17 protein-coding genes are annotated in these 22,784 nt (G+C 36.4%); 5 read left to right on the top strand and 12 right to left on the bottom strand.

Translation table 11 applies throughout. The annotated features are described in order from the left end of the window. Positions 1 to 65: 65 nt before the first annotated feature. The 6 genes from ACUTSE_RS11740 to ACUTSE_RS11715 form a co-directional block, all read right to left on the bottom strand. On the bottom strand, positions 66 to 2,960 hold the full coding sequence (locus ACUTSE_RS11740) for a glycoside hydrolase family 3 N-terminal domain-containing protein (RefSeq protein ID WP_445640353.1): 2,895 nt from the start codon (positions 2,958 to 2,960) through the stop codon (positions 66 to 68). 377 nt (positions 2,961 to 3,337) lie between these two features. Further along, complete coding sequence (locus tag ACUTSE_RS11735) at positions 3,338 to 3,823, bottom strand: hypothetical protein (RefSeq protein ID WP_002991132.1); 486 nt, start codon at positions 3,821 to 3,823, stop codon at positions 3,338 to 3,340. Positions 3,824 to 3,825: 2 nt separating this feature from the next. Further along, a complete protein-coding gene (locus ACUTSE_RS11730) occupies positions 3,826 to 4,617 on the bottom strand; it encodes a (Fe-S)-binding protein (RefSeq protein ID WP_060873194.1) in 792 nt (263 codons plus the stop codon). A gap of 57 nt (positions 4,618 to 4,674) precedes the next feature. Next, positions 4,675 to 6,000 (bottom strand): 4Fe-4S dicluster domain-containing protein, encoded by a 1,326-nt coding sequence (locus ACUTSE_RS11725; protein WP_445640352.1) that lies wholly within the window; start codon positions 5,998 to 6,000, stop codon positions 4,675 to 4,677. Between the two features lie 64 nt (positions 6,001 to 6,064). Beyond that, positions 6,065 to 6,994, bottom strand: a complete 930-nt coding sequence (locus tag ACUTSE_RS11720) for an MlaD family protein (protein WP_002991125.1) — start codon at positions 6,992 to 6,994, stop codon at positions 6,065 to 6,067. Positions 6,995 to 7,054: 60 nt separating this feature from the next. Beyond that, on the bottom strand, positions 7,055 to 8,191 hold the full coding sequence (locus ACUTSE_RS11715) for an N-acetylmuramoyl-L-alanine amidase (RefSeq protein ID WP_445640351.1): 1,137 nt from the start codon (positions 8,189 to 8,191) through the stop codon (positions 7,055 to 7,057). Positions 8,192 to 8,314: 123 nt separating this feature from the next. Here ACUTSE_RS11715 and ACUTSE_RS11710 point away from each other — a divergent pair, with 123 nt between their 5' ends. Next, positions 8,315 to 11,008: a putative LPS assembly protein LptD gene (locus ACUTSE_RS11710; protein ID WP_445640350.1), complete on the top strand. Its 2,694-nt coding sequence runs from the start codon at positions 8,315 to 8,317 to the stop codon at positions 11,006 to 11,008. A gap of 12 nt (positions 11,009 to 11,020) precedes the next feature. Beyond that, positions 11,021 to 11,404: a RidA family protein gene (locus ACUTSE_RS11705; RefSeq protein WP_115089724.1), complete on the top strand. Its 384-nt coding sequence runs from the start codon at positions 11,021 to 11,023 to the stop codon at positions 11,402 to 11,404. Positions 11,405 to 11,459: 55 nt separating this feature from the next. Here the strand turns inward: ACUTSE_RS11705 and ACUTSE_RS11700 are convergent, their stop codons facing one another. Genes ACUTSE_RS11700 through pfkA form a run of 4 tightly spaced genes read right to left on the bottom strand, consistent with a single transcriptional unit; the run spans position 11,460 to position 14,705 of the window. Next, a complete protein-coding gene (locus ACUTSE_RS11700; protein WP_002991118.1) occupies positions 11,460 to 11,825 on the bottom strand; it encodes a methylglyoxal synthase in 366 nt (121 codons plus the stop codon). Between the two features lie 6 nt (positions 11,826 to 11,831). Beyond that, on the bottom strand, positions 11,832 to 12,677 hold the full coding sequence (locus ACUTSE_RS11695) for a BadF/BadG/BcrA/BcrD ATPase family protein (protein WP_445640349.1): 846 nt from the start codon (positions 12,675 to 12,677) through the stop codon (positions 11,832 to 11,834). A 13-nt stretch (positions 12,678 to 12,690) separates the two neighbouring features. Next, a complete protein-coding gene (gap, locus tag ACUTSE_RS11690) occupies positions 12,691 to 13,692 on the bottom strand; it encodes a type I glyceraldehyde-3-phosphate dehydrogenase (protein ID WP_445640348.1) in 1,002 nt (333 codons plus the stop codon). A 26-nt stretch (positions 13,693 to 13,718) separates the two neighbouring features. Next, complete coding sequence (gene pfkA, locus ACUTSE_RS11685; protein WP_115089721.1) at positions 13,719 to 14,705, bottom strand: 6-phosphofructokinase; 987 nt, start codon at positions 14,703 to 14,705, stop codon at positions 13,719 to 13,721. 421 nt (positions 14,706 to 15,126) lie between these two features. Between pfkA and rlmD the strand changes: the two genes are divergently transcribed. Next, positions 15,127 to 16,539, top strand: a complete 1,413-nt coding sequence (gene rlmD, locus ACUTSE_RS11680) for a 23S rRNA (uracil(1939)-C(5))-methyltransferase RlmD (RefSeq protein WP_445640347.1) — start codon at positions 15,127 to 15,129, stop codon at positions 16,537 to 16,539. A 77-nt stretch (positions 16,540 to 16,616) separates the two neighbouring features. Here the strand turns inward: rlmD and ACUTSE_RS11675 are convergent, their stop codons facing one another. Continuing rightward, complete coding sequence (locus tag ACUTSE_RS11675; RefSeq protein WP_002991103.1) at positions 16,617 to 17,339, bottom strand: LOG family protein; 723 nt, start codon at positions 17,337 to 17,339, stop codon at positions 16,617 to 16,619. Between the two features lie 7 nt (positions 17,340 to 17,346). Further along, on the bottom strand, positions 17,347 to 20,181 hold the full coding sequence (gene uvrA, locus ACUTSE_RS11670) for an excinuclease ABC subunit UvrA (protein ID WP_445640346.1): 2,835 nt from the start codon (positions 20,179 to 20,181) through the stop codon (positions 17,347 to 17,349). 177 nt (positions 20,182 to 20,358) lie between these two features. On the opposite strand from uvrA, the gene ACUTSE_RS11665 reads away from it, so the two are divergent. Together ACUTSE_RS11665 and ACUTSE_RS11660 are read left to right on the top strand one after the other, a co-directional pair. Then, complete coding sequence (locus tag ACUTSE_RS11665; RefSeq protein ID WP_445640345.1) at positions 20,359 to 21,327, top strand: quinone oxidoreductase family protein; 969 nt, start codon at positions 20,359 to 20,361, stop codon at positions 21,325 to 21,327. Positions 21,328 to 21,407: 80 nt separating this feature from the next. Beyond that, the gene (locus ACUTSE_RS11660; protein ID WP_445640344.1) at positions 21,408 to 22,739 is read left to right on the top strand and encodes an NCS2 family permease; all 1,332 of its coding nucleotides are present in this window, start codon (positions 21,408 to 21,410) and stop codon (positions 22,737 to 22,739) included. Positions 22,740 to 22,784 lie beyond the last annotated feature (45 nt).

Here is a 22,784-nt window from a genome sequence, read left to right as displayed (position 1 = left end):
CTCAATATAAACTTTGTCCTCAGATTTAAGCAACTCCGTTAATTTAACACAAACTTTGTATTCAATTAATGCATAATAGACTCATAAATAACTTGTTGTATATTTTCTCGAACGTTCTCTTTTGACAAGCGATTGACGTTAGAATCAGGATAAGTACGATTAGAAAGGAAAACATAAACTAAGTCATTTTCAGGATCTGCCCAAGTCATTGTTCCTGTAAATCCAGTGTGTCCAAAGCTTGTTAAGGATGCACAACCACAAGTAGGTCCTGGTTTTCCTTGTTGTTGGGGTTTATCAAATCCAATACCTCTTCTATTTCCTTTTGCACAATATACACAAGCATTAAATGCTTCAAATGTCGCTTTAGAGAAAAAGCGTTCTTCTCCATATTCTCCTTCATTCAAATACAGCTGCATCATTTTTGCTACATCTAACGCTGTACCGAAAAGTCCTGCATGACCTGCTACTCCTCCTTGCATTGCAGCCCCCATATCGTGTACATAACCTTGTACCGTAGTATAGCGATAATAATTATCCTCTTCTGTTGGAGGAATCTCATTGATATCAAATTTTCTCAATGGTAAATAAGTAAGACGATTCGCTCCGATACGCGTATAAAACTTAGCTTGAACCAATTGATCTAAAGGTTGGTGATACGCTGATTCAATGTATTCTTTTAATGAAATAAACCCTAAATCACTGTATTTATACTCTATTTTCTTTGCTAGCTTCGTTTGCGCAATTTCTTCTAACATCACCTGGGTATATCCTTTTCTCAAGAATAGATTCTCGCTCACTTGTGTCGGAAATTCAGGAGAATACTGTAAACGATACAAGGTCATATCTGGGTGTTTGGTACTGTCTAATGTACTTTTATAAAAAGGCAACCAAGCAGGCAACCCCGATTGATGGGTCAATAAATCCTTTAACGTGATATCCTTTTTATCCGTCTTCTTAAATACAGGCACCAAGTCCCCTAATTTCGATTGCATATTGATTTTTTGATCATTGTACGCCTTTACTACCATCGGTAAAGTAGCTAAAATCTTAGTCAATGAAGCTAAATCATATAAATCTGTGTTTTTAACGGGAAAATCCGTTTTATACGTATGGTACCCAAAAGACTTGTTGTACACCACTTTTCCATGACGAGCCACAAGTATTTGTGCACCAGGCATCCATTGATTAGCAATAGCATGATTAGCAATACTATCTATCTTCGTCAATACGTTTGGGTCTAGTCCTTCATTATGAGGAGTAGAAAAACCCAAGCGGTGTATCGGTTTTGTTTTAATTCCTGTACCTACATCGTATTTACTTGTAATTGTGACAGGTAATTCCCCCTTAGCACCAATAGATCCAAAGAGTACCTGGGCAGCTGCTTCTTCAGCAAACGTATTATTTTGATACCCTACAACAAGAGCTTCTAAATCTTTGATTTCTGCTTCAATTCCCGATAAAGCATATGGTTTTGCAAAAGAAACTAAGATTGTTCGATTGTTCTTTGCAATAGTACCAATAAGTGCTTTTTCTTCCTCAGAGAAGTTGTGATTTCTCCATGGGTTATCTACTTTGTGATACCCTACAACAACCAATGAATATGCACTAAGACGAGCGATGTCTGAGCTTTCTACCACATCCACAGTAGCAAAGTTGCGCATCATATCTAAGAAAGGCGCACTGTCATCATCCCCTAATCGAACATAAGCGATTTTCTCTTGCTCTAATTTGCGAACCGGTAATACTTTATTATTGTTTTTTACTAGCGTAATTGCCTCTTGATATAATTTTGTGTTTAAATCGTCATATTCAGCCGCATTCAAATCTTCAACTAACTGATTTGTATTGATAAGTAAAGGTTTATTCAATCCTACGCGATATTTATATTCCAATATCTTTTTTACAGAATAAGCCAAACGGCTTTCTGTAATGGTACCAATCGCATAAGCTTCTTTCAATTTCACCACTGCTTTTGCTACATCTTCTGAAAACAACAACAAGTCATTTCCAGCCATAAAAGCAGCTAAATCAACTTCACCCGGAGTCAAATAAGAAGAAACGCCTTTCATATTTAAGGCATCTGTAAAAATAAGTCCTTCAAACCCTAATTCCTCACGCAATAATCGAGTTACAACATTATAAGAAAGAGAACTAGGAATTGCATTATCAGGTTCATAAGCAGGCAAATTCAAATGCGCGACCATCACACTAGATAAATCGTTTTTAATTAATTTTTTATACGGATATAGCTCTACACGGTGCAAGCGCTCTTTATCCAAATCAATCAAAGGTAATTTATAATGCGAGTCACTTGAGGTATCCCCATGACCAGGAAAATGTTTTGCTGTAGCGAATAGTCCTTCATTTTGGTATCCACGCATAAAAGCAAGCGCTCTATCCGTTACAATCTCTCTTGTTTCGCCGTACGCTCTTACCCCAATAATAGGGTTAAGCGGATCAATATTCACGTCGACAACAGGACCAAAATTAAAGTGTATCCCTAAGCGTTTTGATTGCTTTGCCATAGCCTGACCTACTTGCTCAATCAAATCCAAATCTTGTACAGCCCCTAAAGTCATATTATAAGGAAATCGATAGGTAGAATCTAGGCGCATACGCAGTCCCCACTCCCCATCTATCCCCACTAACATAGGTAATTTGCTTTGTTTTTGTAAACGATTAGCAATAGCAGCTTGTCGTTGTGGCCCTCCTTGAAAAAAGATTAAACCACCGACATAATTCGTATTAACTAATGCTTCTAATTCTTGTACGTGCTTTTCATTTTTATTGGAATACGCGGCAACCATAAACAGTTGGCCAATTCTTTGTTCTAATGACATCGAATTGTAAACACTATCTACCCATTGGCGTTGTTGAAGTTCATTAGGTTGTGAATTAGTTTTAGATTGCCCATAAGACAAAAAGGGCAATAATAGCAGTGTTAACAATACTTTTCTCATATATTTTCTTAGCTTTTTTTAAAACAGAGATGTTGAAGTCAAACAGTATAAATCTCTATACTTGCAAACTTAGCAAATCTACTTTACTTAAAAAAGAATATTTACGAACTTTATTTTAAGATAACCTTGCAATTTTATCAATTTTATAAAAAATCATCAATTAAAAAGCGTAAAAAAAGAGAAATAGTAAAGATATCTAATAAATAATCTAATTACTTAAAAAATTCAATGCAATTTATCTGCCCATAGGCACTACCAATCTTTTTTATTCAAAATCGTAAACAGTGTTAATTTTTATACTTTGAGGAATATCCATAAAAAAAATCGCCAAAAATTGACGATTTCTTTTTCTTATTTTATACTATATCGGGTGCCTTTTATCTGAAAAAGCGGCTATGCCAACTTTCTTCTGCGGGTACTTCCCAATATTCGCGATATTCTCCTAAATCATTCACTAGATTATTGAATACAATCGTATTGGCAGAAACAGCTTTTGTTTTTACCATTTGCTTAAATTCCATCACGGTTTTAAACGCAATGAATTCCCCTGTTTTATAGGTAACATTCATTTTATCCAACAAATCTACGTTGTATTTTTGTTCGATATCTTGAATTACGCGTACAGATGCATCAATAGAGCAACCTGATGCAGGGTGAATATCTTGGTCTACAGCTAAGATAATAAAGCGATTGTATTTAATCTCGTATGAAGCAGTAAGTGGTGTAGCGTGCGCTACCCATTCTTCCGTAAATTGACTAAGTACAGCATCTATATCTTGTACTTCTTCATCGGTAAACTTTCTATTTGACTGATAAATCCAAACTCTTGAATGATCAGGCATTTCTTCAAATGGTTTAAACATAATTATAAATCTTCCGCATTTGCAATTAATTCGGCAACGTCAAGTACTTTAACTTCACCTTCTTTTTCCTTGAACTTCACACCATCCGTAAGCATGGTATTACAGAATGGACATCCTGCAGCAATAATTTCTGCATTAGTATTCAATGCTTCTTCTGTTCTTTCTACGTGTACTTCCTTGTTTCCGTGTTCTGGCTCTTTGAACAATTGCGCTCCACCAGCACCACAACAAAAACCATTCAATCTTGAACGTTTCATTTCAACAAGTTCTGCATCTAGCTTTTCGATCAACTGACGAGGTGCTTCAAAAACGCTATTTGCACGCCCTAAATAACAAGGATCGTGAAACGTAATGCGTTTTCCTTTGAAACTTCCGCCTTCAATTGTCAATTTTCCGTCATCTAAAAGAGATTTTAAGAATTGTGTATGGTGTACCACTTCGTATTTCCCTCCTAAATCAGGATATTCATTTTTCAATGTATTAAAACAGTGAGGACAAGCTGTTACAATTTTCTTTACCTCATAGCCGTCTAATACTTGAATATTCATCATGGCTTGCATCTGAAAGGCGAATTCATTTCCTGCGCGTTTTGCAGGATCACCTGTACATCCTTCTTCTGTACCTAATACAGCGAATGATACATTGGCTTTATTCAACAGTTTTACAAATGCTTTTGTTATCTTTTTTGCTCTATCGTCAAAACTACCTGAACAACCTACCCAAAATAAAACATCCGGTTGTTCTCCTTTTGCCATCATTTCGGCCATTGTAGGCACTACTAAATTTTCTGACATAATTTATTGGTGTCTATTTAAAATCAACAGCTGTTGTCAATTTATCTTGTTAGTTAATTAGTTTTCGTCCCTCCAGTTTAAGCGATCCATTTGGTTATACTGCCATGGCGCTCCGTTATTTTCAATATTCTGCATCATATTGTTTAATTCAATTGGTGCAGCACTTTGTTCCATTACTAAGAATCTTCTCATATCCATAATAATTGACAAAGGACTAATATCGATTGGACATTCTTCCACACATGCATTACACGTATTACATGCCCATAATTCTTCTGGCGTAATATAATCGTTTAATAGTGTTTTACCGTCATCTACAAACTTTCCGTTGTTTGCATCTAATATTTTGCTTACGTCTTCGATACGATCACGTGTTGACATCATGATCTTACGAGGAGAAAGTTTCTTTCCTGTTGTATTTTGTGGACATAAAGAAGTACATCTACCACACTCAGTACAAGAATAAGCATTCATCAATTGTACCCAGTTCAAATCCATCACATCTTGAGCACCAAATTTTTCTGGTTCCCCTACTGGTTCAGCAGGTGCTGCAAAAGGATCTGCATTGGGATCCATCATTAGAGCTACTTCTTTCTTTACAGATTCTAAGTTGTCAAACTCTCCTTGTGGTTCTAAGTTTGCATAGTACGTATTAGGGAAAGCTAAGAAAATGTGTAAGTGTTTAGAGTAATACAAGTAGTTCATAAAGAACATCACCCCAATAATATGTGCCCACCAGCAAAAACGCTCAATAAAAGCTACTGTTGCAAAATCCATTCCGTTAAATACAGGTGAAATTAAACTTGAAATAGGGAAAGATCCTACAGCGGTATAATGCGAGTAATTATTTAATTGTAAGTAATGATCTGCTGCATTCATTACCAAGAAGAACACCATTAAGATGGTTTCAATGTAGATAATGTTATTTGCATCGCGTTTTGCCCATCCTTCCAATTCAGGTTGATTTAAACGCTTTAATTTTAGAATATTTCTTCTAATCCAGAAAACAGCAACTCCAAAAATAACAAGGAATGCCAGTACTTCAAAGCAAGCGATTAATACATCATAGACAACGCCTAAAAAGCTGAATGCGCGGTGTGTACCAAATAATCCATCAACAATAATTTCTAACATTTCAATGTTGATGATTACGAATCCTACATACACAAAGATGTGTAAAATAGCAGGAATAGGGCGTTTAACCATTTTCGATTGCCCTAAAGCAACGCGAATCATGTTGCGCCATCTGTCTTTAGGTCTATCGGTACGGTCAATCTTTCGACCTAACTTAATGTTGCGAATTAATTTCTTTACATTTCGAATAAAGAAGCCAAATCCCGCGATAAGTAATACTAAAAATAATGCTTGGCCTAAATACTGCATAGTTGTAATAAATTGTTTCTGTAAAGTTGTTAGTTTTTTTGGTTAGATTGGTTCTAAATTTCTGTTATTCCTTTTTTTCTTCCTTTTCTTGGTAAGGTGTCGCCTTTTTACCAAATAAAGAGAAGTGAACATAACGTTTTGGATTTTCTTTTAAATCGCGCATTAATTGCTCTAATTCTTTCGAAGCTCCTGTTAGATTTTTATATAGTTCTTCGTCCTTTAATAGCTTACCTACCGAACCATTTCCATTTTCAATATCCGCTAAAATTTTATCAATATTAGCAGAAGCACTCTGTAAGTTAGCAAAAGTTCCATTAATATCCAATTCACTTAACTCTTGAGAAAGCCCGACAAAGTTTTTACTCATGACATTTAAGTTTGTCATGGTTCCTTTTAATTGAGGCTCGATTCCGTTCATTAGTTTATTAGCTCCAGCTAACGTTCCTTTTAACTCTGTAACGCTTGTTTTTAAATCCGCTTGCATTTGCTCATCCAATACACCATTAATGGCTACTAACATGGAATTTGCATTTGCTAATACTTCATCAAGTTTTACTTTTAAAGGTTCTAATTCGCCAACTAATTTCTCTGTAATATCAAATTGAACATCTCCTTTTAAGTATTGTCCAGATTCAGCATAATCTGTATCTCCAAATTTTGGATCGATGGAAATTCCTTTTCCTCCTAATAATCCAGGAGAATAAATTGTTGCCACACTTGATTTTGCAATATCAATAGGATGCGTCATCATTAACTCAACAACCAGCTTACCTGTTTGTGCGTTGATATTAATGCGAGATACCTTTCCTACGACTAAACCGTTAATTGTTACACTAGAAGACGTTGTAAGTCCTTCAACATTATCGTATTCAACATAATATTTAGTACTATTATCAAAAAGGTTTCTTCCATCTAAAAAAGAATATCCCCAAATAAATAAAGCAATTGCTCCTAATACTAAAACAGCTGTTTTAATTTCTCTAGATATTTTCAAAACTCTATATTTTTATATATAACACGCAAAATTAAACTTTTATTTTTTAAAAAGTAGTGTTTATTTCAATGCCTCTTCCACAGAAATACTCTTACCGTCTTTATAAGCAACAATAAAAGAAGAGCTATGTCCTTTTGCCTTAGCTTCTTCTAATCGCTTTTTAGCTTCGTTATAATCGGATGTTTGACCGTAAAAATACTTATTCACCTTTCCTCCTTTTTCCATCGTTACATTGCTAAGACCATTGAAATTCTTTGCTTTCAATTCTAAAACACGTGAACTAGCTGCAATCTGTACTTTAAAAATCACTCCTTTTACTGTTGCTTTTTCTGCTGTACTTTCTTTGCTTTTTTCTGTCTTCGTCGTTGTTGCCTTTGCTGTTGTTGTAGTCGTAGTTTCTGATGATGGACTGATACTTACTGTAGCATCTCCTCCATAGTATGCATTTTTATACTCAATAATCCCTTTAGCAATAGATTCTGCTAATTCTTTCTGTCCTTTTTTAGACGTTAAGTAAGCCCCTTCATCTTTATTCGACACAAAACCTAACTCAATTAAGATACTAGGCATGAATGCTCCATGTAAAACCCAGAAAGGCCCTTGTTTAACCCCTCTATTTTTTCGTTTTAAATCATACGTAAACCCATCCTGCACTCTACTTGCTAAATCAATACTTTGATGCACATAATCTTCCTGAATCAACGTCAATCCAATAATAGACTCTGGAGCTTTAGGATCAAAACCTGCATATTTCGTTTTATAGTCGTCCTCCATCATAATTACGGAGTTCTCTTTTTTAGCTACATCTAAGTTGGATTTATTCTTACTTAAACCCATTACATAGGTTTCTGTTCCGTAGGCTGCATTTCCATCTACTCCATTACAGTGAATCGATACAAAAACATTTCCTCCTTTATCATTAGCGATAACAGAACGCTGTTTTACCTCAACGAAAACATCTTTATCACGGGTGTAAATCACCTCAATATCTTTATTCTTTTCTAGAATCTTTCCTGTTTCTAAAGCAACGGCTAACACAATGTCTTTCTCGACATTACTTAAATGATTGGTCCCTGAATCTTTTCCTCCATGGCCTGGATCTAATACTACTTTAAATTTTTTATTTTGCCCCAATGTAGCAACTGTAATACATAGGAAAGAAAAAACTATCAGCAATTTAGCAACTCTATTGTTCATAAAAAAGTCGTTTAGAATTCGTTTAATATAAATTAAATTACATTTTTCAGAAAAAATATATGTAAGTTTGACACGTTAAAAACAACGGGTTTGATTTTACAAAAATAGCACATATTCATAGATTTGCGTACTAATATTTTCAATATCGTCATAGTTTTGTTCGTTTTAGGGGTATTTTCATTCCCTAGAGTTAAAGCTCAAGAGTTCAACAAAACAACTACTTCACTGAAAGTCAACAACAAAGACTCTAAACTATTACCAGGTTTAGACACGGACACTATTGTCCCAACCCAAGATTCTTTACCTTCCATTAAGAATACGACGGATAGTATTAAACCACCTGCCAAGGGGTATTTAGAAGATATTGTCTATCGCAAAGCAAAAGATTACAATAAGCTAGACCAAAAGAAAAAGCAGATTACGTTATACAACCAAGCGGAAATAAAATACCAGGATTTTGAATTAACTGCAGGGATTATTGTATTCAATTACGAACAGAATCAGATTTACGCAGGTCGTATCAAAGATAGTTTAGGTAATTTAAGCCAAGCTCCTGTTTTCAAACAAGGAGGACAAATAGTTGAGCCAGACTCTATTGTGTACAACACGAAGTCACAACGTGCTTTGGTATGGCAGTCTAGAACTTCTCAAGGAGAGTTCAACATCAAATCTGGAATGACGAAGAAAGAAAATGACTCAGTGTATTTCATGGAGGATGTAATTTTCACTACAGCCAAAGATTTAGATGATCCTGAATATTACTTCAAAACAAAAAAGGTTAAGCTAGTTCCGAATAAGAAGGTAGTCGTTGGACCTACGAATATGGTTATTGCTGATGTACCTACTCCATTGGGATTGCCTTTTGCTTTCTTCCCTATGTCGGAAAAAGCAGAATCAGGTTTTATTATTCCAAGTGTGGGGGAAACGAACCAACAAGGATACTATTTGCAAAATGGAGGATACTACTTTGCATTAAGTGATCGAGCAGATTTAACGATGCAAGGGGATTATTACACCAATGGTAGCTGGGCCTTGCGATCGAGTAGCAACTATGCCAAGCGCTATAAATACAATGGACGTGTATTAGTTCGTTATGAAAATAACATATTCAGTGAACGAGGACTTCCTGATTACCAAAAAAGCACCATCTACAACGTACAGTGGAACCATTCACAAGATGCTAAATCAAATCCTGGTTCGCGTTTCTCTGCTTCGGTTAACATGGGTAGTGGCCAATATTTTAGACAGTCAAATAACTCTTACAACGTGGGTGCCTCGTTAAACAATACGATGAACTCTTCCATCAGTTATTCTAAGACTTTTGAAAGTACACCACAAGTTAATATGTCGCTTTCTGCCACACATTCACAATCAACCAATACAGGTCGAGTGAATATGTCCTTACCAACACTTCAAGCGAGTGTAGATCGTATGTTCCCTTTTGCTCCAAAAAATGGATCGAAAAAAGGGTTAATCAAAAACTTAAACCTTTCTTATAACTTAAGAGGAGAAAACCGAGTGGATATCCATGAAGATAACTTCTTCAAACAACCAATGTTTGACAGTTTGAATTCTGGTTTTCAACACACTATTCCGATTACGACAAACTTTAAGCTTTTCAAATACTTCTCTGTTTCTGCAGGAGGTACCTACAATGAAACTTGGGTTTTCAATACCATAAAGAAACAATACAATCCTGAGACAAACCGTGTAGAAGACATTCGTGTCAATGGGTTTGATCGCTTTAGTACCTATAATTTTAGCTCTAACATTGGAACAACCATTTACGGTACATTTAACTTTAGTAAGGACAGTAAAATTCAAGCTATTCGCCACGTCATGCGTCCAAGCGTAGGATATTCTTATACTCCTAGTTTTGACCAATATTACGATACCTATAGCATAGATGCAACAGGAACGACAATGCAGGAGTATACGCGGTTCCAAGGAGGGCTATTTTCCGCTCCAGGTAGAATGAACTCCAATATGTTGAATATGTCGTTGAGTAATACCTTTGAAGCTAAGATACGCGACGACGAGGAAAAAGACGGATTCAGAAAGTTAATGCTATTAAATAGCTTAAACCTTTCCACCAGCTACAACATGTCTGCAGACTCCCTTAAATGGGCCCCTATGCGTGTTTCTACAGGAACGACTCTTTTTGATAATAAAATGCAGATTAACGTAGGGGCAACTTTAGACCCTTATGCCTTAAATAATAACAATCAACGTATTGATGTTTTCAACATCAACAACGGAGGAAGTTTATTCCGCCTAACGAGTGCAAACGTAACGGTGAACTGGTCATTGAACAGTAATGATCCTTTATTCGGCAACAGAGAGAATCCCAACCAAAACTCAATTGACAATGGTGGACGTGGTGATGATTTATTTGGTCAAGCAGGAAATCTAGGAGATAATCGTCAAAGTATGTTTGACAACAAAAAAGAAGACCGTCCTTTTGAAGGGTTTTACAACGCTAAGATTCCGTGGGACTTAACCTTTGCCTATTCCCTAACCTACAATAACTCATCCCGTCAAAATGAGATTTCCAATAACTCAGTGATGATGTCTGGAAATATAGAACTTACTCCGCGCTGGAAGGTCGGGTTTTCTTCAGGTTATGACTTTGTACAAAAAGGAGTTACCTTTACTCAATTCCGCTTTGAACGAGATTTATTGAGCTGGCGTATGGACTTCACTTGGGTTCCGATTGGAACGTATACGAGTTGGGGCTTCTTCATCGGAATTAAATCATCGATGTTAAGTGATATCAAGTGGGAAAAACGAAAAGCACCGGATAAACGCTATTTTTAATTCAATATAAGCATGAAAAAAACAATCATAAATTCTGATCAAGCACCTAAACCTATTGGTCCTTATAATCATTCTGTATTAGTAGGTGATTTACTTTTCATCTCTGGTCAAATTCCATTTAACCAAGCCACTGAAACATTAGTTACAACTGGTATTGAAGATGAAGCGAAACAAGTAATGGCGAATTTAAAAGCTATTCTAACAGCAGCAGGCATGACGTTTGAAAACGTAGTTAAAGCAACAATTTTCTTAACTGATATGAATGATTTTGCTAAAGTAAATGAAATATATGGTAGCTTTTTTCAAGCAGAAACTGCACCAGCAAGAGAATGCATTCAAGTCGTAAAATTACCACGTAACGTAAACGTTGAAATTTCAATGATTGCTACAAAATAACAAAAGAGGGTGTCCTGATTGGGACACCCTCTTTTGGTTTACAGTTAACTGTTAACTATTCTATCGCATGCAAAAGCAACTGAGCACTAGCTTCATTCGTTGCTAAAGGAACATTGTGTACGTCACAAACGCGAAGCAACATATTGATATCCGGTTCATGTGCATGTTTCCCAAGAGGATCTTTAAAGAACAAGACCATATTAGTCTTCCCTTCTGCAACACGAGCTGCAATTTGAGCATCCCCACCTAATGGTCCAGATAGCATACGCAATACTTCAAACCCTTCTTTTTGTGCAATTCCACCTGTTGTTCCAGTGGCAATTAACTCAATGCCTTCTCTTGATAAAATGGCGCGGTTTTTCTGAATAAACGCCAGCATTTCATCTTTTTTACCATCATGGGCAATTATTGCTATTTCCATATTTTGTTATTTGTGATAATCGATTAATCCATCCAGTGGTTTTTGAATGATTTTTCCAATTGTAATTCCATGCTTATGCAAAACTGCTTTAAACTCATCTTGTAGAAAATAAGCCACTGATCCTACAAAATGTACGGGTACACTACTCGATTCTGGATGGCTTTTAATGTAGTGTTCTACAAAAAAGACCACCTGTTCTTCAATCATCGCTTGAAAAAAAGGATGATCCTTGTGTTCAATTAAAAAAGGAAGAAAAGAAGCTAAATACGCATTTGGGTTTTCTTTTTTATAGAAGTTATACTTCACCACATCTGCATCTAAATCGTACTTCTGTGTAAACTTCTTCGCTAATTCAACTGGCATATAGTTTAAAAACAACGCTTTAATCATCAATCGTCCTAAAGCACTTCCACTGCAATCATCCATAGCCATATAGCCTAACGATTCCACTTTTTGATGAATAACTGTTCCATCGTAATAAGAGACATTAGAGCCCGTTCCATTGATGCAAACAATTCCTTTTTCACTCTTCCCAACTGTTGCATAAACGGCTGCATAAGTATCTTCATGCACGTTAATTGATTGACAGTTGATAAAATACGAGGTAAAAAAATCGCGAACGGTTGTTTTACTTCGATTCGAGCCACAACCCGATCCATAGAAGTACAATTCCGTTACTTTATCCTTGTTTTTGGCAATATCAGGAACTGTATTTACCCGAGTATGGAACTCCTCTAATGTAATAACTTCGGGATTAAGCCCGAGGCTTGTCACCGAAGTTATCACTTTATTATCTTGATCAAAAAAGATCCAATCTGCTTTTGTAGAACCGCTATCGACGATTATTTTCATTTGCTTTGTTATATTACTTTACTGTAGTTAACAATACAGCCATATCTACCATTTTAGCAGCATAACCATATTCATTATCGTACCAAGCAACGAATTTATAAAAAGTTTCATTCAAAGCAATACCTGCTTTAGCATCTATAATACACGTATGTGGATCTGAAACGAAATCTTGAGAAACTACATCATCTTCAACAAATGCCATAATTCCTTTTAATTCATTTTCACTTGCTTGTTTCAACACCGCCATTACATTTTCATAGGTTGTTGATTTCGCTAGTTTTACAGTTAAATCCACTACTGAAACGTCAGCTGTTGGTACACGCATCGACATTCCTGTAATTTTCCCTTTTAGCTCAGGAATAACTTTTCCTACTGCTTTTGCTGCTCCTGTAGAAGCTGGAATAATATTTACTAAAGCAGAACGTCCTCCTCTAAAATCTTTTTTAGAAGGTCCATCTACAGTGTATTGTGTTGCTGTTGCTGCGTGAATCGTTGTCATCAACCCTTCTACAATACCAAATGAATCATTCAATACTTTAGCTAAAGGTGCCAAACAGTTTGTTGTACAAGAAGCATTCGAAACAATTGTATCTGTTGGTTTTAATTGCTTTTCATTTACTCCCATCACATACATTGGAGCATCTGGCGACGGAGAAGAAATTAGCACTTTTTTTGCACCTGCATCAATATGCTGCTGTGCACCTGCTAAATCTTTAAATACCCCTGTACAATCTGCTACAACATCTACTTTTACCTCATCCCATTTCAGCAACAATGGATCGCGTTCAGCTGTAACGCGGATTTCTTTTCCGTTGACAATTAAATGCCCATCCACAACTTCCACAGTTCCATCAAAACGACCATGTACAGAATCGTATTTGATTAAATAAGCTAGTTGTTCAACAGCCATTAAATCATTAACTGCAACAATCTCGATGTCGTTTCTCTTTACCGCTTCTCTTAGCATTAAACGTCCGATACGTCCAAAACCATTGATACCTACTCTTGTTTTCATATTTGCTTTTTTATTTAATTCTATACTTAAATTGTAATTATATCTGATACTCGTAATAGTTCCGCATCTACTGCTGTATGTCCTTTTACGATATTTTCTAAAGGAGTTAATGCAACTTGATCATTGATTAATCCAACCATAAAATTCTTTCCTCCTTCTAATAGCGTTTCAACCGCCTTTACACTCAATCGACTTGCTAAAACACGATCAAAACACGAAGGAGCTCCACCTCTTTGCATGTGTCCTAAAACGGATACACGAACCTCATATTCCGGTAGGTGTTCTTCCACATATTCTCCTAGTTCAAAAACGTTTTTCCCTAGTTTTTCACCTTCCGCAACAATAACGATACTCGATGATTTTCCAGATAATTTGCTTTTCTTCAACGATTCTAATAAACGTTCTAAGCCTAAATTTTCTTCTGGAATGATAATTTCCTCTGCTCCTGCTCCGATTCCAGCATTCAACGCAATATGTCCGGCATCACGTCCCATAACCTCAACAAAAAAGAGTCTCTTATGTGAACTTGCGGTATCTCTGATTTTATCTACGGCATCTACCACCGTATTCAAGGCTGTATCGAAACCAATTGTATGGCTTGTACCATTGATATCATTATCAATAGTACCTGGAATTCCCATCACTGGGATATCAAATTCTTTACTCAATAGCATTGCACCAGTAAAACTACCATCACCACCAATAACAATCAAGGCATCGATTTGAGCGTTTTTCAGATTTTCATAGGCGGTTTTTCTTCCTTCCTCTGTTCTAAATGCAGCACTGCGCGCTGTTTTTAAAATGGTTCCTCCTTTGTTAATGATATAGTTGACATCACGAGGACCTAATACTTCAAAATCTCCTTCTACTAATCCTTGAAATCCTCTAAATACCCCTACACACATTACATCGTGGTAAGAACATGTACGAACAATCGCTCTGATTGCTGCGTTCATTCCAGGAGCATCTCCCCCAGAAGTTAAAACCCCTATCTTTCTTATAAGGTTACTCATAATTACTTTCTTTTTAGTAAATTTAAGGAATACCCTAGATTAAATCAATCCATAATTGCGATTTATTTGGGTAATTGTTATTATATTTTTGTTAAAACACACAATTTATTTACAATCCGTTGACTTCATGTATACCTACTCCTTTGCAACTGATTCTCCCTGATCGGTCAAGCGTGATTTTTCACTATAACCTTTACCAAATTAACCAAAAAAAAGAAATAGAACTAGGACATATTTCCTTTTGCCTTTACTATTAATTACTATAGGTTTCTCTTCCTTAAATAGAATTAGTATAAATTACACCCCCGCTTTTAAAAACAATCACAACAAACTGTAATTCAATAATTTAAACCAAAATAAAACTTCCATTAGAAAAGACTAAAAAAATGCGGTGAAAAGAAATTAAAGCTATTTTTGTGGCATGAAAAGAAAGAGAACAGAAAGAATCGTATTCGAAAACGTAGAAGTCCTTGATGCAGGTGCAAAAGGCGTTTCGGTAGCTAAAGCTCCTGACGGGAAAGTTATTTTTATTCCCAATGTTGTTCCAGGAGATGTTGTTGATATCCAAACCGTTAAAAAACGCAAAGCGTATTATGAAGGGTTGGCTATAAAAATTCACAGCTATTCTAAAAACCGTATTGAACCCGTGTGTCAACATTTCGGTGCTTGCGGAGGCTGTAAGTGGCAAAATATGTCTTATGAGCAACAGTTGTTTTACAAAAATCAAGAAGTTCAAAATAACCTTAAACGCATTGGTAAAATTGAACTACCTGAATTTGAGCCTATTTTGGGTTCTGAAAAAACGCTGTTTTACAGAAATAAAATGGAGTTTTCTTTCTCTAATGCTCGTTGGTTAACACCAGAAGAAATTGCTAGTGGAGACGAGATTGGCAAAGAAAATGCCTTGGGCTTTCACATCCCTAAAATGTGGGATAAAATTTTAGACATTCAAAAATGTCATTTACAACAAGATCCGTCTAATGCGATTCGCAATGAGATTCGAACATTTGCTAATGCAAATAACCTATCTTTCTTTAACCCAAGAGAACAAGAAGGCTTATTGCGTACCTTAATGATTCGCACAAGCTCAATTGGAGAAATCATGGTTATGATTCAATTTTTCTATGATAATCAAGAAGAAAGAGAATTGCTTATGGATCATTTAGCTGTAACTTTCCCAGAAATTACTTCATTACAATATGTGGTAAATGGCAAGGCTAATGATACCATCTATGACCAAGACGTTGTTTTATACAAAGGACGTGATTACATCTTAGAGGAGATGGAAGGTTTGAAATTCAGTATCAATGCTAAATCGTTCTATCAAACCAATTCCGATCAGGCGTATGAATTGTATAAGATTACACGCGATTATGCTGAGTTAACAGGAAATGAACTCGTATTCGATTTATATACAGGAACAGGAACAATTGCGCAATTCGTTTCAAAAAAAGCGAAAAAAGTTGTGGGTGTTGAGGCTGTACCAGAAGCAATTGCAGATGCTAAAATCAATGCAGAACGCAACGGAATAACCAACTGTGATTTCTTTGTGGGAGACATGAAAAATGTATTCAATGATGAGTTCATCGCTACACATGGCCATCCAGACGTAATCATTACCGATCCACCGCGAGATGGAATGCACAAAGATGTGGTAGATATGCTTTTAAAAGTAGCGCCTAAACGCATTGTGTATGTAAGTTGTAATTCAGCGACTCAAGCAAGAGATTTAGCTTTATTAGACGCCAAATACAAAGTAACAAAAGTTCGTCCTGTAGATATGTTTCCACAGACGCATCACGTAGAAAATGTAGTGCAATTGGAATTAAGATAATTGCAAACAATTATTATAAAAAAAATCCAGCACCTAGGTGCTGGATTTTTTTATTTATGATACTTCTACTTCTATTTTTAGAAATTTGGTTTTAGCGTATACTTTTTGTAGAAAGCATCAATACGCTCTACTACTTCGTCTGCTGTATCAACCAATTGGATCAAATTCATGTCTTCTGGAGAAATAGTTGAATATTTAGCCAATAGTACATTTTTAACCCACTCTAACATACCTCCCCAAAAATCTGTTCCCACTAAAATAATTGGAAACTTAGCGATTTTCTTCGTTTGGATTAAAGTAATTGCTTCAAACAATTCATCTAATGTTCCAAATCCTCCAGGCATTACAACAAACCCTTGAGAATACTTGACAAACATAACTTTACGCACGAAGAAATAGTCAAACTGAATATTTTTATCGCTGTCAATATAAGGGTTAAAGTGTTGTTCAAAAGGTAATTCAATATTCAATCCCACTGAAACACCTTGTCCTAAGTGTGCTCCTTTATTACCAGCTTCCATAATACCAGGTCCTCCCCCAGTAATAACACCATAGCCAGCTTTACTAACTTTGAATGCAATTTCTTCTGCTAATTTATAGTATGGATCTTCTTTTTTTGTTCTAGCTGAACCAAAGATAGAAATACATGGACCGATACGTCCCATTTTCTCATATCCATTAACAAACTCAGACATGATTTTAAAAATCCCCCACGAATCATTCGTTTTTATTTCTGTCCAAGACTTTTGCTTGAATTTTTCTTGGATTTTCTCCTCTTCATTGCCTACAATTTCTTTCATAACTCAATCATTTTTTAAGTTCGTTTTTTAAAAAGTGAGCCGTATAGCTCTTCTTTACTTTACTTATTTGTTCTGGTGTTCCCTTCGCCAATACTTCTCCTCCATTCGCTCCACCTTCATATCCAATATCAATAATATAATCTGCTAACTTAATTACATCTAGATTGTGCTCAATAATCAACACTGTGTTTCCTTTTTCTACCAACGTATTGATTACTTCCATCAAGACGCGAATATCTTCAAAGTGCAATCCTGTAGTAGGCTCATCTAAGATATAAAATGTATTACCTGTATCTTTTTTAGAGAGCTCTGTCGCTAATTTGATACGTTGTGCTTCTCCTCCTGACAAAGTTGTACTTTGTTGCCCAAGCGTAATATAGCCCAATCCCACATCATTAATCGTTTTCAATTTGCGGTAAATTTTTGGAATATTTTCAAAAAACTCCGTTGCATCCGCTACCGTCATTTCCAATACATCTGAAATCGACTTCCCTTTGTAGCGAATTTCCAATGTTTCTCGATTAAATCGCTTTCCTTGACAAGTTTCACATTCTACATATACATCTGGTAAAAAGCCCATTTCTATGGTGCGAACTCCTGATCCTTCACAAGTATCACAACGTCCACCACTCACATTGAAACTAAATCGACCTGGTTTATACCCTCGTATCGAAGCTTCTGTTGTTTGCGCAAACAGATTTCGAATATCAGAAAACACTTCAGTATACGTCGCTGGATTTGATCGCGGTGTTCGTCCAATCGGACTTTGATCGATGCCAATTACTTTGTCAATGTGTTCTAAACCGCTAATTTTTTTATACGGTTGAGGCTTAGCCACTGCATTGAAAAAGTGATTATTTAAAATCGGATATAATGTTCCGTTAATCAAGGTTGATTTCCCTGATCCTGAAACACCTGTAACACAAGTTAAGGTTCCTAGTGGAATCTCAATGGTAACATTTTTTAAATTATTTCCAGTTGCTCCTTCTAACTTGATAGACTTTCCATTGCCTTTTCTTCGTTCAGTAGGAACCGCAATCTCTAATTCACCATTCAAATACTGTGCCGTAAGGGTGTGTTCTTTCAACAATTCCTGAGGCGTACCTGTACTGATGATTTGCCCTCCTCTTTTTCCTGCATAAGGCCCGATGTCAATCACGTAATCCGCACGTTCAATCATATCCTTATCATGCTCCACCACAAGGACAGAGTTTCCAATATCACGCAAAGACTCCAGCGATTTGATTAAGCGTTCATTATCCCTTTGATGCAAACCAATACTTGGTTCATCTAAGATATAAAGTACACCTACCAACTGTGAACCAATTTGCGTAGCTAAGCGAATACGCTGTGCTTCACCTCCCGATAGCGTTCTTGAACTACGATTTAACGATAAGTAAGTCAATCCAACATCTTTCAAGAACGACAATCGCGTATTGATTTCTTTTAAGATTTCCTCGGCAATACTTCTTTGTTTGTCCGAAAGTTTATCGGATATATCAGCGAACCAAGCAATCAAATGTTCAATATCCATTTGGATTAATTCGCCTATATTCTTTTCTGCAATTCTAAAATACAATGCTTCTTTTCTCAAGCGTGTTCCATTACATGATGGACAATCAATTTCATCCATGTATTCTTTTGCCCAACGCTTGATTGATGCTGTTTCACTTTCTTCAAACTGATTTTTAATGAAATTATTAATTCCCTCAAAATCAATTTTATAATTCTTAGAAATACCAGCTACTTTGTGTTCTACTGTAAAGCTATCCTGTCCACCGTTGAGAATCACCTCCATGGCTTCTTTGGGAATATCCTGAATTGCATCTGCTAATTTAAAATTATAGCGTTGTGCAATGATTTCCAATTGCTTGAAAATCCAAGTGCTCTTCTCCGGTCCAAGTGGAGCTAAACCACCTTTTTTAATTGAAATAGCTGCATCAGGAATCACTTTGTGGTAATTGATTTCATGTACAGTTCCTAATCCATTACACACTTCACAAGCTCCTTTCGGAGAGTTGAATGAAAAATTATTGGGTTCAGGTTTAGCATAAGAAATCCCTGACGTTGGACACATCAAGTGACGGCTAAAAAAGCGGACTTCTTGGGTTTCTTGATCCAGGATTACAATGGTATCATCACCGTGATACATGGCGGTCTGGATACTTTCTGCCAAGCGTTGTGCCGTTTGTTCCTTATCATCAATGGGCAAGCGATCAATTACAATTTCAATATCATGGGTTTTGTAACGATCCGCCTTCATTCCATATTCTAAATCTTTGATTTCTCCATCAAGGCGCACTTTCAAAAACCCTTGTTTGGCAATTTGCTCAAACAATTCGCGATAGTGTCCTTTTCTTGAGCGTACAACAGGAGCAAGAATATTAATTTTTTTACCTGCATAATCTTGGAGAATCAATTCTTGAATTTGACTATCCGTATAGCTCACCATTTTCTCGCCTGTATTATAACTATAGGCTTCTGCTGCTCTAGCATAAAGCAAACGCAAAAAGTCATAAATTTCCGTAATCGTTCCTACGGTTGATCTCGGACTGCGATTGGTGGTTTTTTGTTCAATGGCAATTACAGGTGACAATCCATCAATTTTATCTACATCTGGTCGTTCTAAACCGCCTAAAAACTGTCTGGCATAGGCGGAAAACGTCTCGATATACCGACGTTGACCTTCTGCATATATTGTATCGAAAGCCAAGGATGACTTACCAGAGCCCGACAATCCAGTAATCACAACGAGTTTCTCTCGTGGAATACGGATATCTATATTTTTTAGATTGTGAACTCTAGCCCCTAAAACTTCAATAAAATCTTCTACTTTAGACATAATTTTGTGCAAAAAAACAAAGATACATATTAATCTCATTTTATGTAATCTGCTGTTCTATTGTTTTGATGTGATTTAGCATTATTTAACAGCTTTATTCTTCTTCCTTTTTAATTTGCCTCAATTCCCTCTCCTACTTTTAAAAATCGTATTTTTATCTCGCAAAAGAAGATTCTCATGAAAGGAGCCATTTTATATGAACTAGGTCAAGTACCTAAATTTGGAGAAATAGTAGAGCCTGTTGTACAACAAGAAGGCCAACACCTACTACGCGTTACAGCCGCTGCAGTAAAAAATTTAGACAAAGCGCGAGTAAGTGGTAAACACTATGCGAGCTATGTAGATTTACCCGCAGTTGTAGGCAATGATGGGGTTGGTTACTTAGAAGATGGAACAAAAGTATATGGACAAGGAATTACGGGTATGATTGCTGAAAAAGCGATTATTTCTGGGAACTATACCCCTGTTCCTCAAAACTTAGACGATGCGAAAGCAGCAGCTTTACCTAATGCCATTTTAGGTTCTGCAATGCCTTTAATTATTCGCGCTAGATTACAAGAAGGTCAAAATGTATTGTTCAACGGAGCTACTGGAGTAACAGGACAAGTTGGGGTACAAATTGCCAAACACTATGGGGCAAAAGAAATCATTGTTACCGGTCGAAATCAAGCGGTATTAGAGCAATTAAAAGCCTATGGTGCAACACAAACTCTTGTTTTACCGGATAATGAAGAAAAACTAACTGCTCAAATACAAGCCATTCACCAACAGACTCCTATTGATGTAGTGATTGATTACCTATGGGGTAAACCCTTCCAAGCTATTTTAAATGCCTTCAAAGGCAACGACATCCATCATTTGGCGTCAACGGTTAAGATTGTAACAGCTGGAGATATGGCTGGAAAAGAGATTCAACTAACTTCTGCAATTCTACGCAGCACAGATATTCAATTGATGGGATCTGGTTTTGGTAGTTTAACCAAAGAAGAACTCATTGTCTTCAACAAAGTTATTTTACCGGAGATGTTTTTATTAGCAGCACAAGGAAAATTGCATATTCAGACGGAAGTACATCCTTTAGAGGCAATTGAACAAGTATGGAACAAACCGATGGATCCTGGAACTCGATTAGTCATCACCATCTAGGCTTATTGCACTTGCTCTTGTTTTTTGATGTTACTTTTTCATTCAAACTCATTACTTTTGCTTGCTAATTCAACAACACAATGAAAACCTTTTTAGAAAATTACTTTCAGTTAAGTAAACACAATACCAGCATCAAAAAAGAAATGATGGCTGGGGTGATTACATTCTTAACGATGTCTTATATTTTGGTTGTTAATCCCAATATTCTTGCGGATGCAGGAATGGATAAGCAAGCCGTATTCATGGCAACAGCACTTGCTACGGTATGTGCAACACTATTGATGGGATTCATGGCAAAATTGCCTATCGCACAAGCTCCAGGTATGGGACTGAATAGCTTTTTTGCCTACACAGTAGTACTGACAATGGGCTATAGCTGGGAATTTGCTCTAACAGGGGTATTTCTAGCGGGGTTAATCTTTCTTGTACTGACGATTTTCAATATCCGAGAACTTATTGTCAACAATATACCGAAAGTGCTAAAAGAAGCCATTCCTGTTGGAATTGGGCTTTTTATTACCTTAATTGGTTTAAAAAGTGCAGGTATTGTGGTTAGTAATCCCAATACATTAGTAACCTTGGGCGATTTTAGCCAACACAGTGTTTGGATTGCTTTAGCCGGACTTTTGGTCACAGGGATTTTGTTGATCAAAAATGTCAATGGTTCAATTCTCATTGGAATTGTAGTGGCGACTTTTTTCGGTGTACTCTTAGGCGATGTTCATTTTCCAACAAGTTTAATTACAGCCCCACCGTCAATGGAGCCTACTTTTGGAAAAGCAATATCCTTCTTATTTTCACCCGAATCAGCTTCTAGTGTGTTCTCGATTGATATGGTTATTGTGGTTTTTACCTTTTTATTTGTCAACCTATTCGATACAATTGGGACGTTGATTGGCGTTGTTTCCAAAACAGGAATCGCGGATAAAAACGGCAATTTTCCACAAATGAAAAAAGCATTGCTAACAGATGCTATAGGAACGACTTTTGGTGCAGTTTTAGGAACTAGTTCGGTTACTTCATATGTTGAAAGTGCATCGGGAGTTGCCTCAGGTGGACGAACAGGATTAACTGCCGTTAGTGTGGCTTGTATGTTTGCTTTGTCTATTTTCCTTGCACCTTTGTTTTTAATTATTCCTGCGGCTGCAACAGCACCCGCTTTAGTTATTGTGGGGCTATTTATGATTAGCTCAGTAGTCAATATTGATTTTTCTGACTTTTCAGAAGCGCTACCTGCATTTATCACCATTGTTTTTATGCCCTTCACCTATAGTATTGCGGAAGGAATTGTATTTGGAATGTTGAGTTTTACCCTTTTTAAAGTAGGAACTCGACAACACAAGGATGTGAGTCCGACACTGTATGTCTTATCCGTCCTATTCTTACTCAAAATAATCTTAGATGCTCTATAAAAAACAAGCCCTACAACAAAAATTGTAGGGCTTGTTTTTTTATTT

It is taken from the genome of Myroides sp. TSA_177.3 (assembly GCF_052691955.1).
This window is presented reverse-complemented; position numbering and strand designations above follow the sequence as displayed.

Excerpts from the sequence above, each read along its gene's own strand:
- ACUTSE_RS11740 (WP_445640353.1), bottom strand. The coding sequence starts at position 2,960 with ATGAGAAAAGTATTGTTAACACTGCTATTATTGCCCTTTTTGTCTTAT.
- ACUTSE_RS11735 (WP_002991132.1), bottom strand. The coding sequence starts at position 3,823 with ATGTTTAAACCATTTGAAGAAATGCCTGATCATTCAAGAGTTTGGATT.
- ACUTSE_RS11730 (WP_060873194.1), bottom strand. The coding sequence starts at position 4,617 with ATGTCAGAAAATTTAGTAGTGCCTACAATGGCCGAAATGATGGCAAAA.
- ACUTSE_RS11725 (WP_445640352.1), bottom strand. The coding sequence starts at position 6,000 with ATGCAGTATTTAGGCCAAGCATTATTTTTAGTATTACTTATCGCGGGA.
- ACUTSE_RS11715 (WP_445640351.1), bottom strand. The coding sequence starts at position 8,191 with ATGAACAATAGAGTTGCTAAATTGCTGATAGTTTTTTCTTTCCTATGT.
- ACUTSE_RS11705 (WP_115089724.1), top strand. The coding sequence starts at position 11,021 with ATGAAAAAAACAATCATAAATTCTGATCAAGCACCTAAACCTATTGGT.
- ACUTSE_RS11700 (WP_002991118.1), bottom strand. The coding sequence starts at position 11,825 with ATGGAAATAGCAATAATTGCCCATGATGGTAAAAAAGATGAAATGCTG.
- ACUTSE_RS11695 (WP_445640349.1), bottom strand. The coding sequence starts at position 12,677 with ATGAAAATAATCGTCGATAGCGGTTCTACAAAAGCAGATTGGATCTTT.
- gap (WP_445640348.1), bottom strand. The coding sequence starts at position 13,692 with ATGAAAACAAGAGTAGGTATCAATGGTTTTGGACGTATCGGACGTTTA.
- pfkA (WP_115089721.1), bottom strand. The coding sequence starts at position 14,705 with ATGAGTAACCTTATAAGAAAGATAGGGGTTTTAACTTCTGGGGGAGAT.
- rlmD (WP_445640347.1), top strand. The coding sequence starts at position 15,127 with ATGAAAAGAAAGAGAACAGAAAGAATCGTATTCGAAAACGTAGAAGTC.
- ACUTSE_RS11675 (WP_002991103.1), bottom strand. The coding sequence starts at position 17,339 with ATGAAAGAAATTGTAGGCAATGAAGAGGAGAAAATCCAAGAAAAATTC.
- uvrA (WP_445640346.1), bottom strand. The coding sequence starts at position 20,181 with ATGTCTAAAGTAGAAGATTTTATTGAAGTTTTAGGGGCTAGAGTTCAC.
- ACUTSE_RS11665 (WP_445640345.1), top strand. The coding sequence starts at position 20,359 with ATGAAAGGAGCCATTTTATATGAACTAGGTCAAGTACCTAAATTTGGA.
- ACUTSE_RS11660 (WP_445640344.1), top strand. The coding sequence starts at position 21,408 with ATGAAAACCTTTTTAGAAAATTACTTTCAGTTAAGTAAACACAATACC.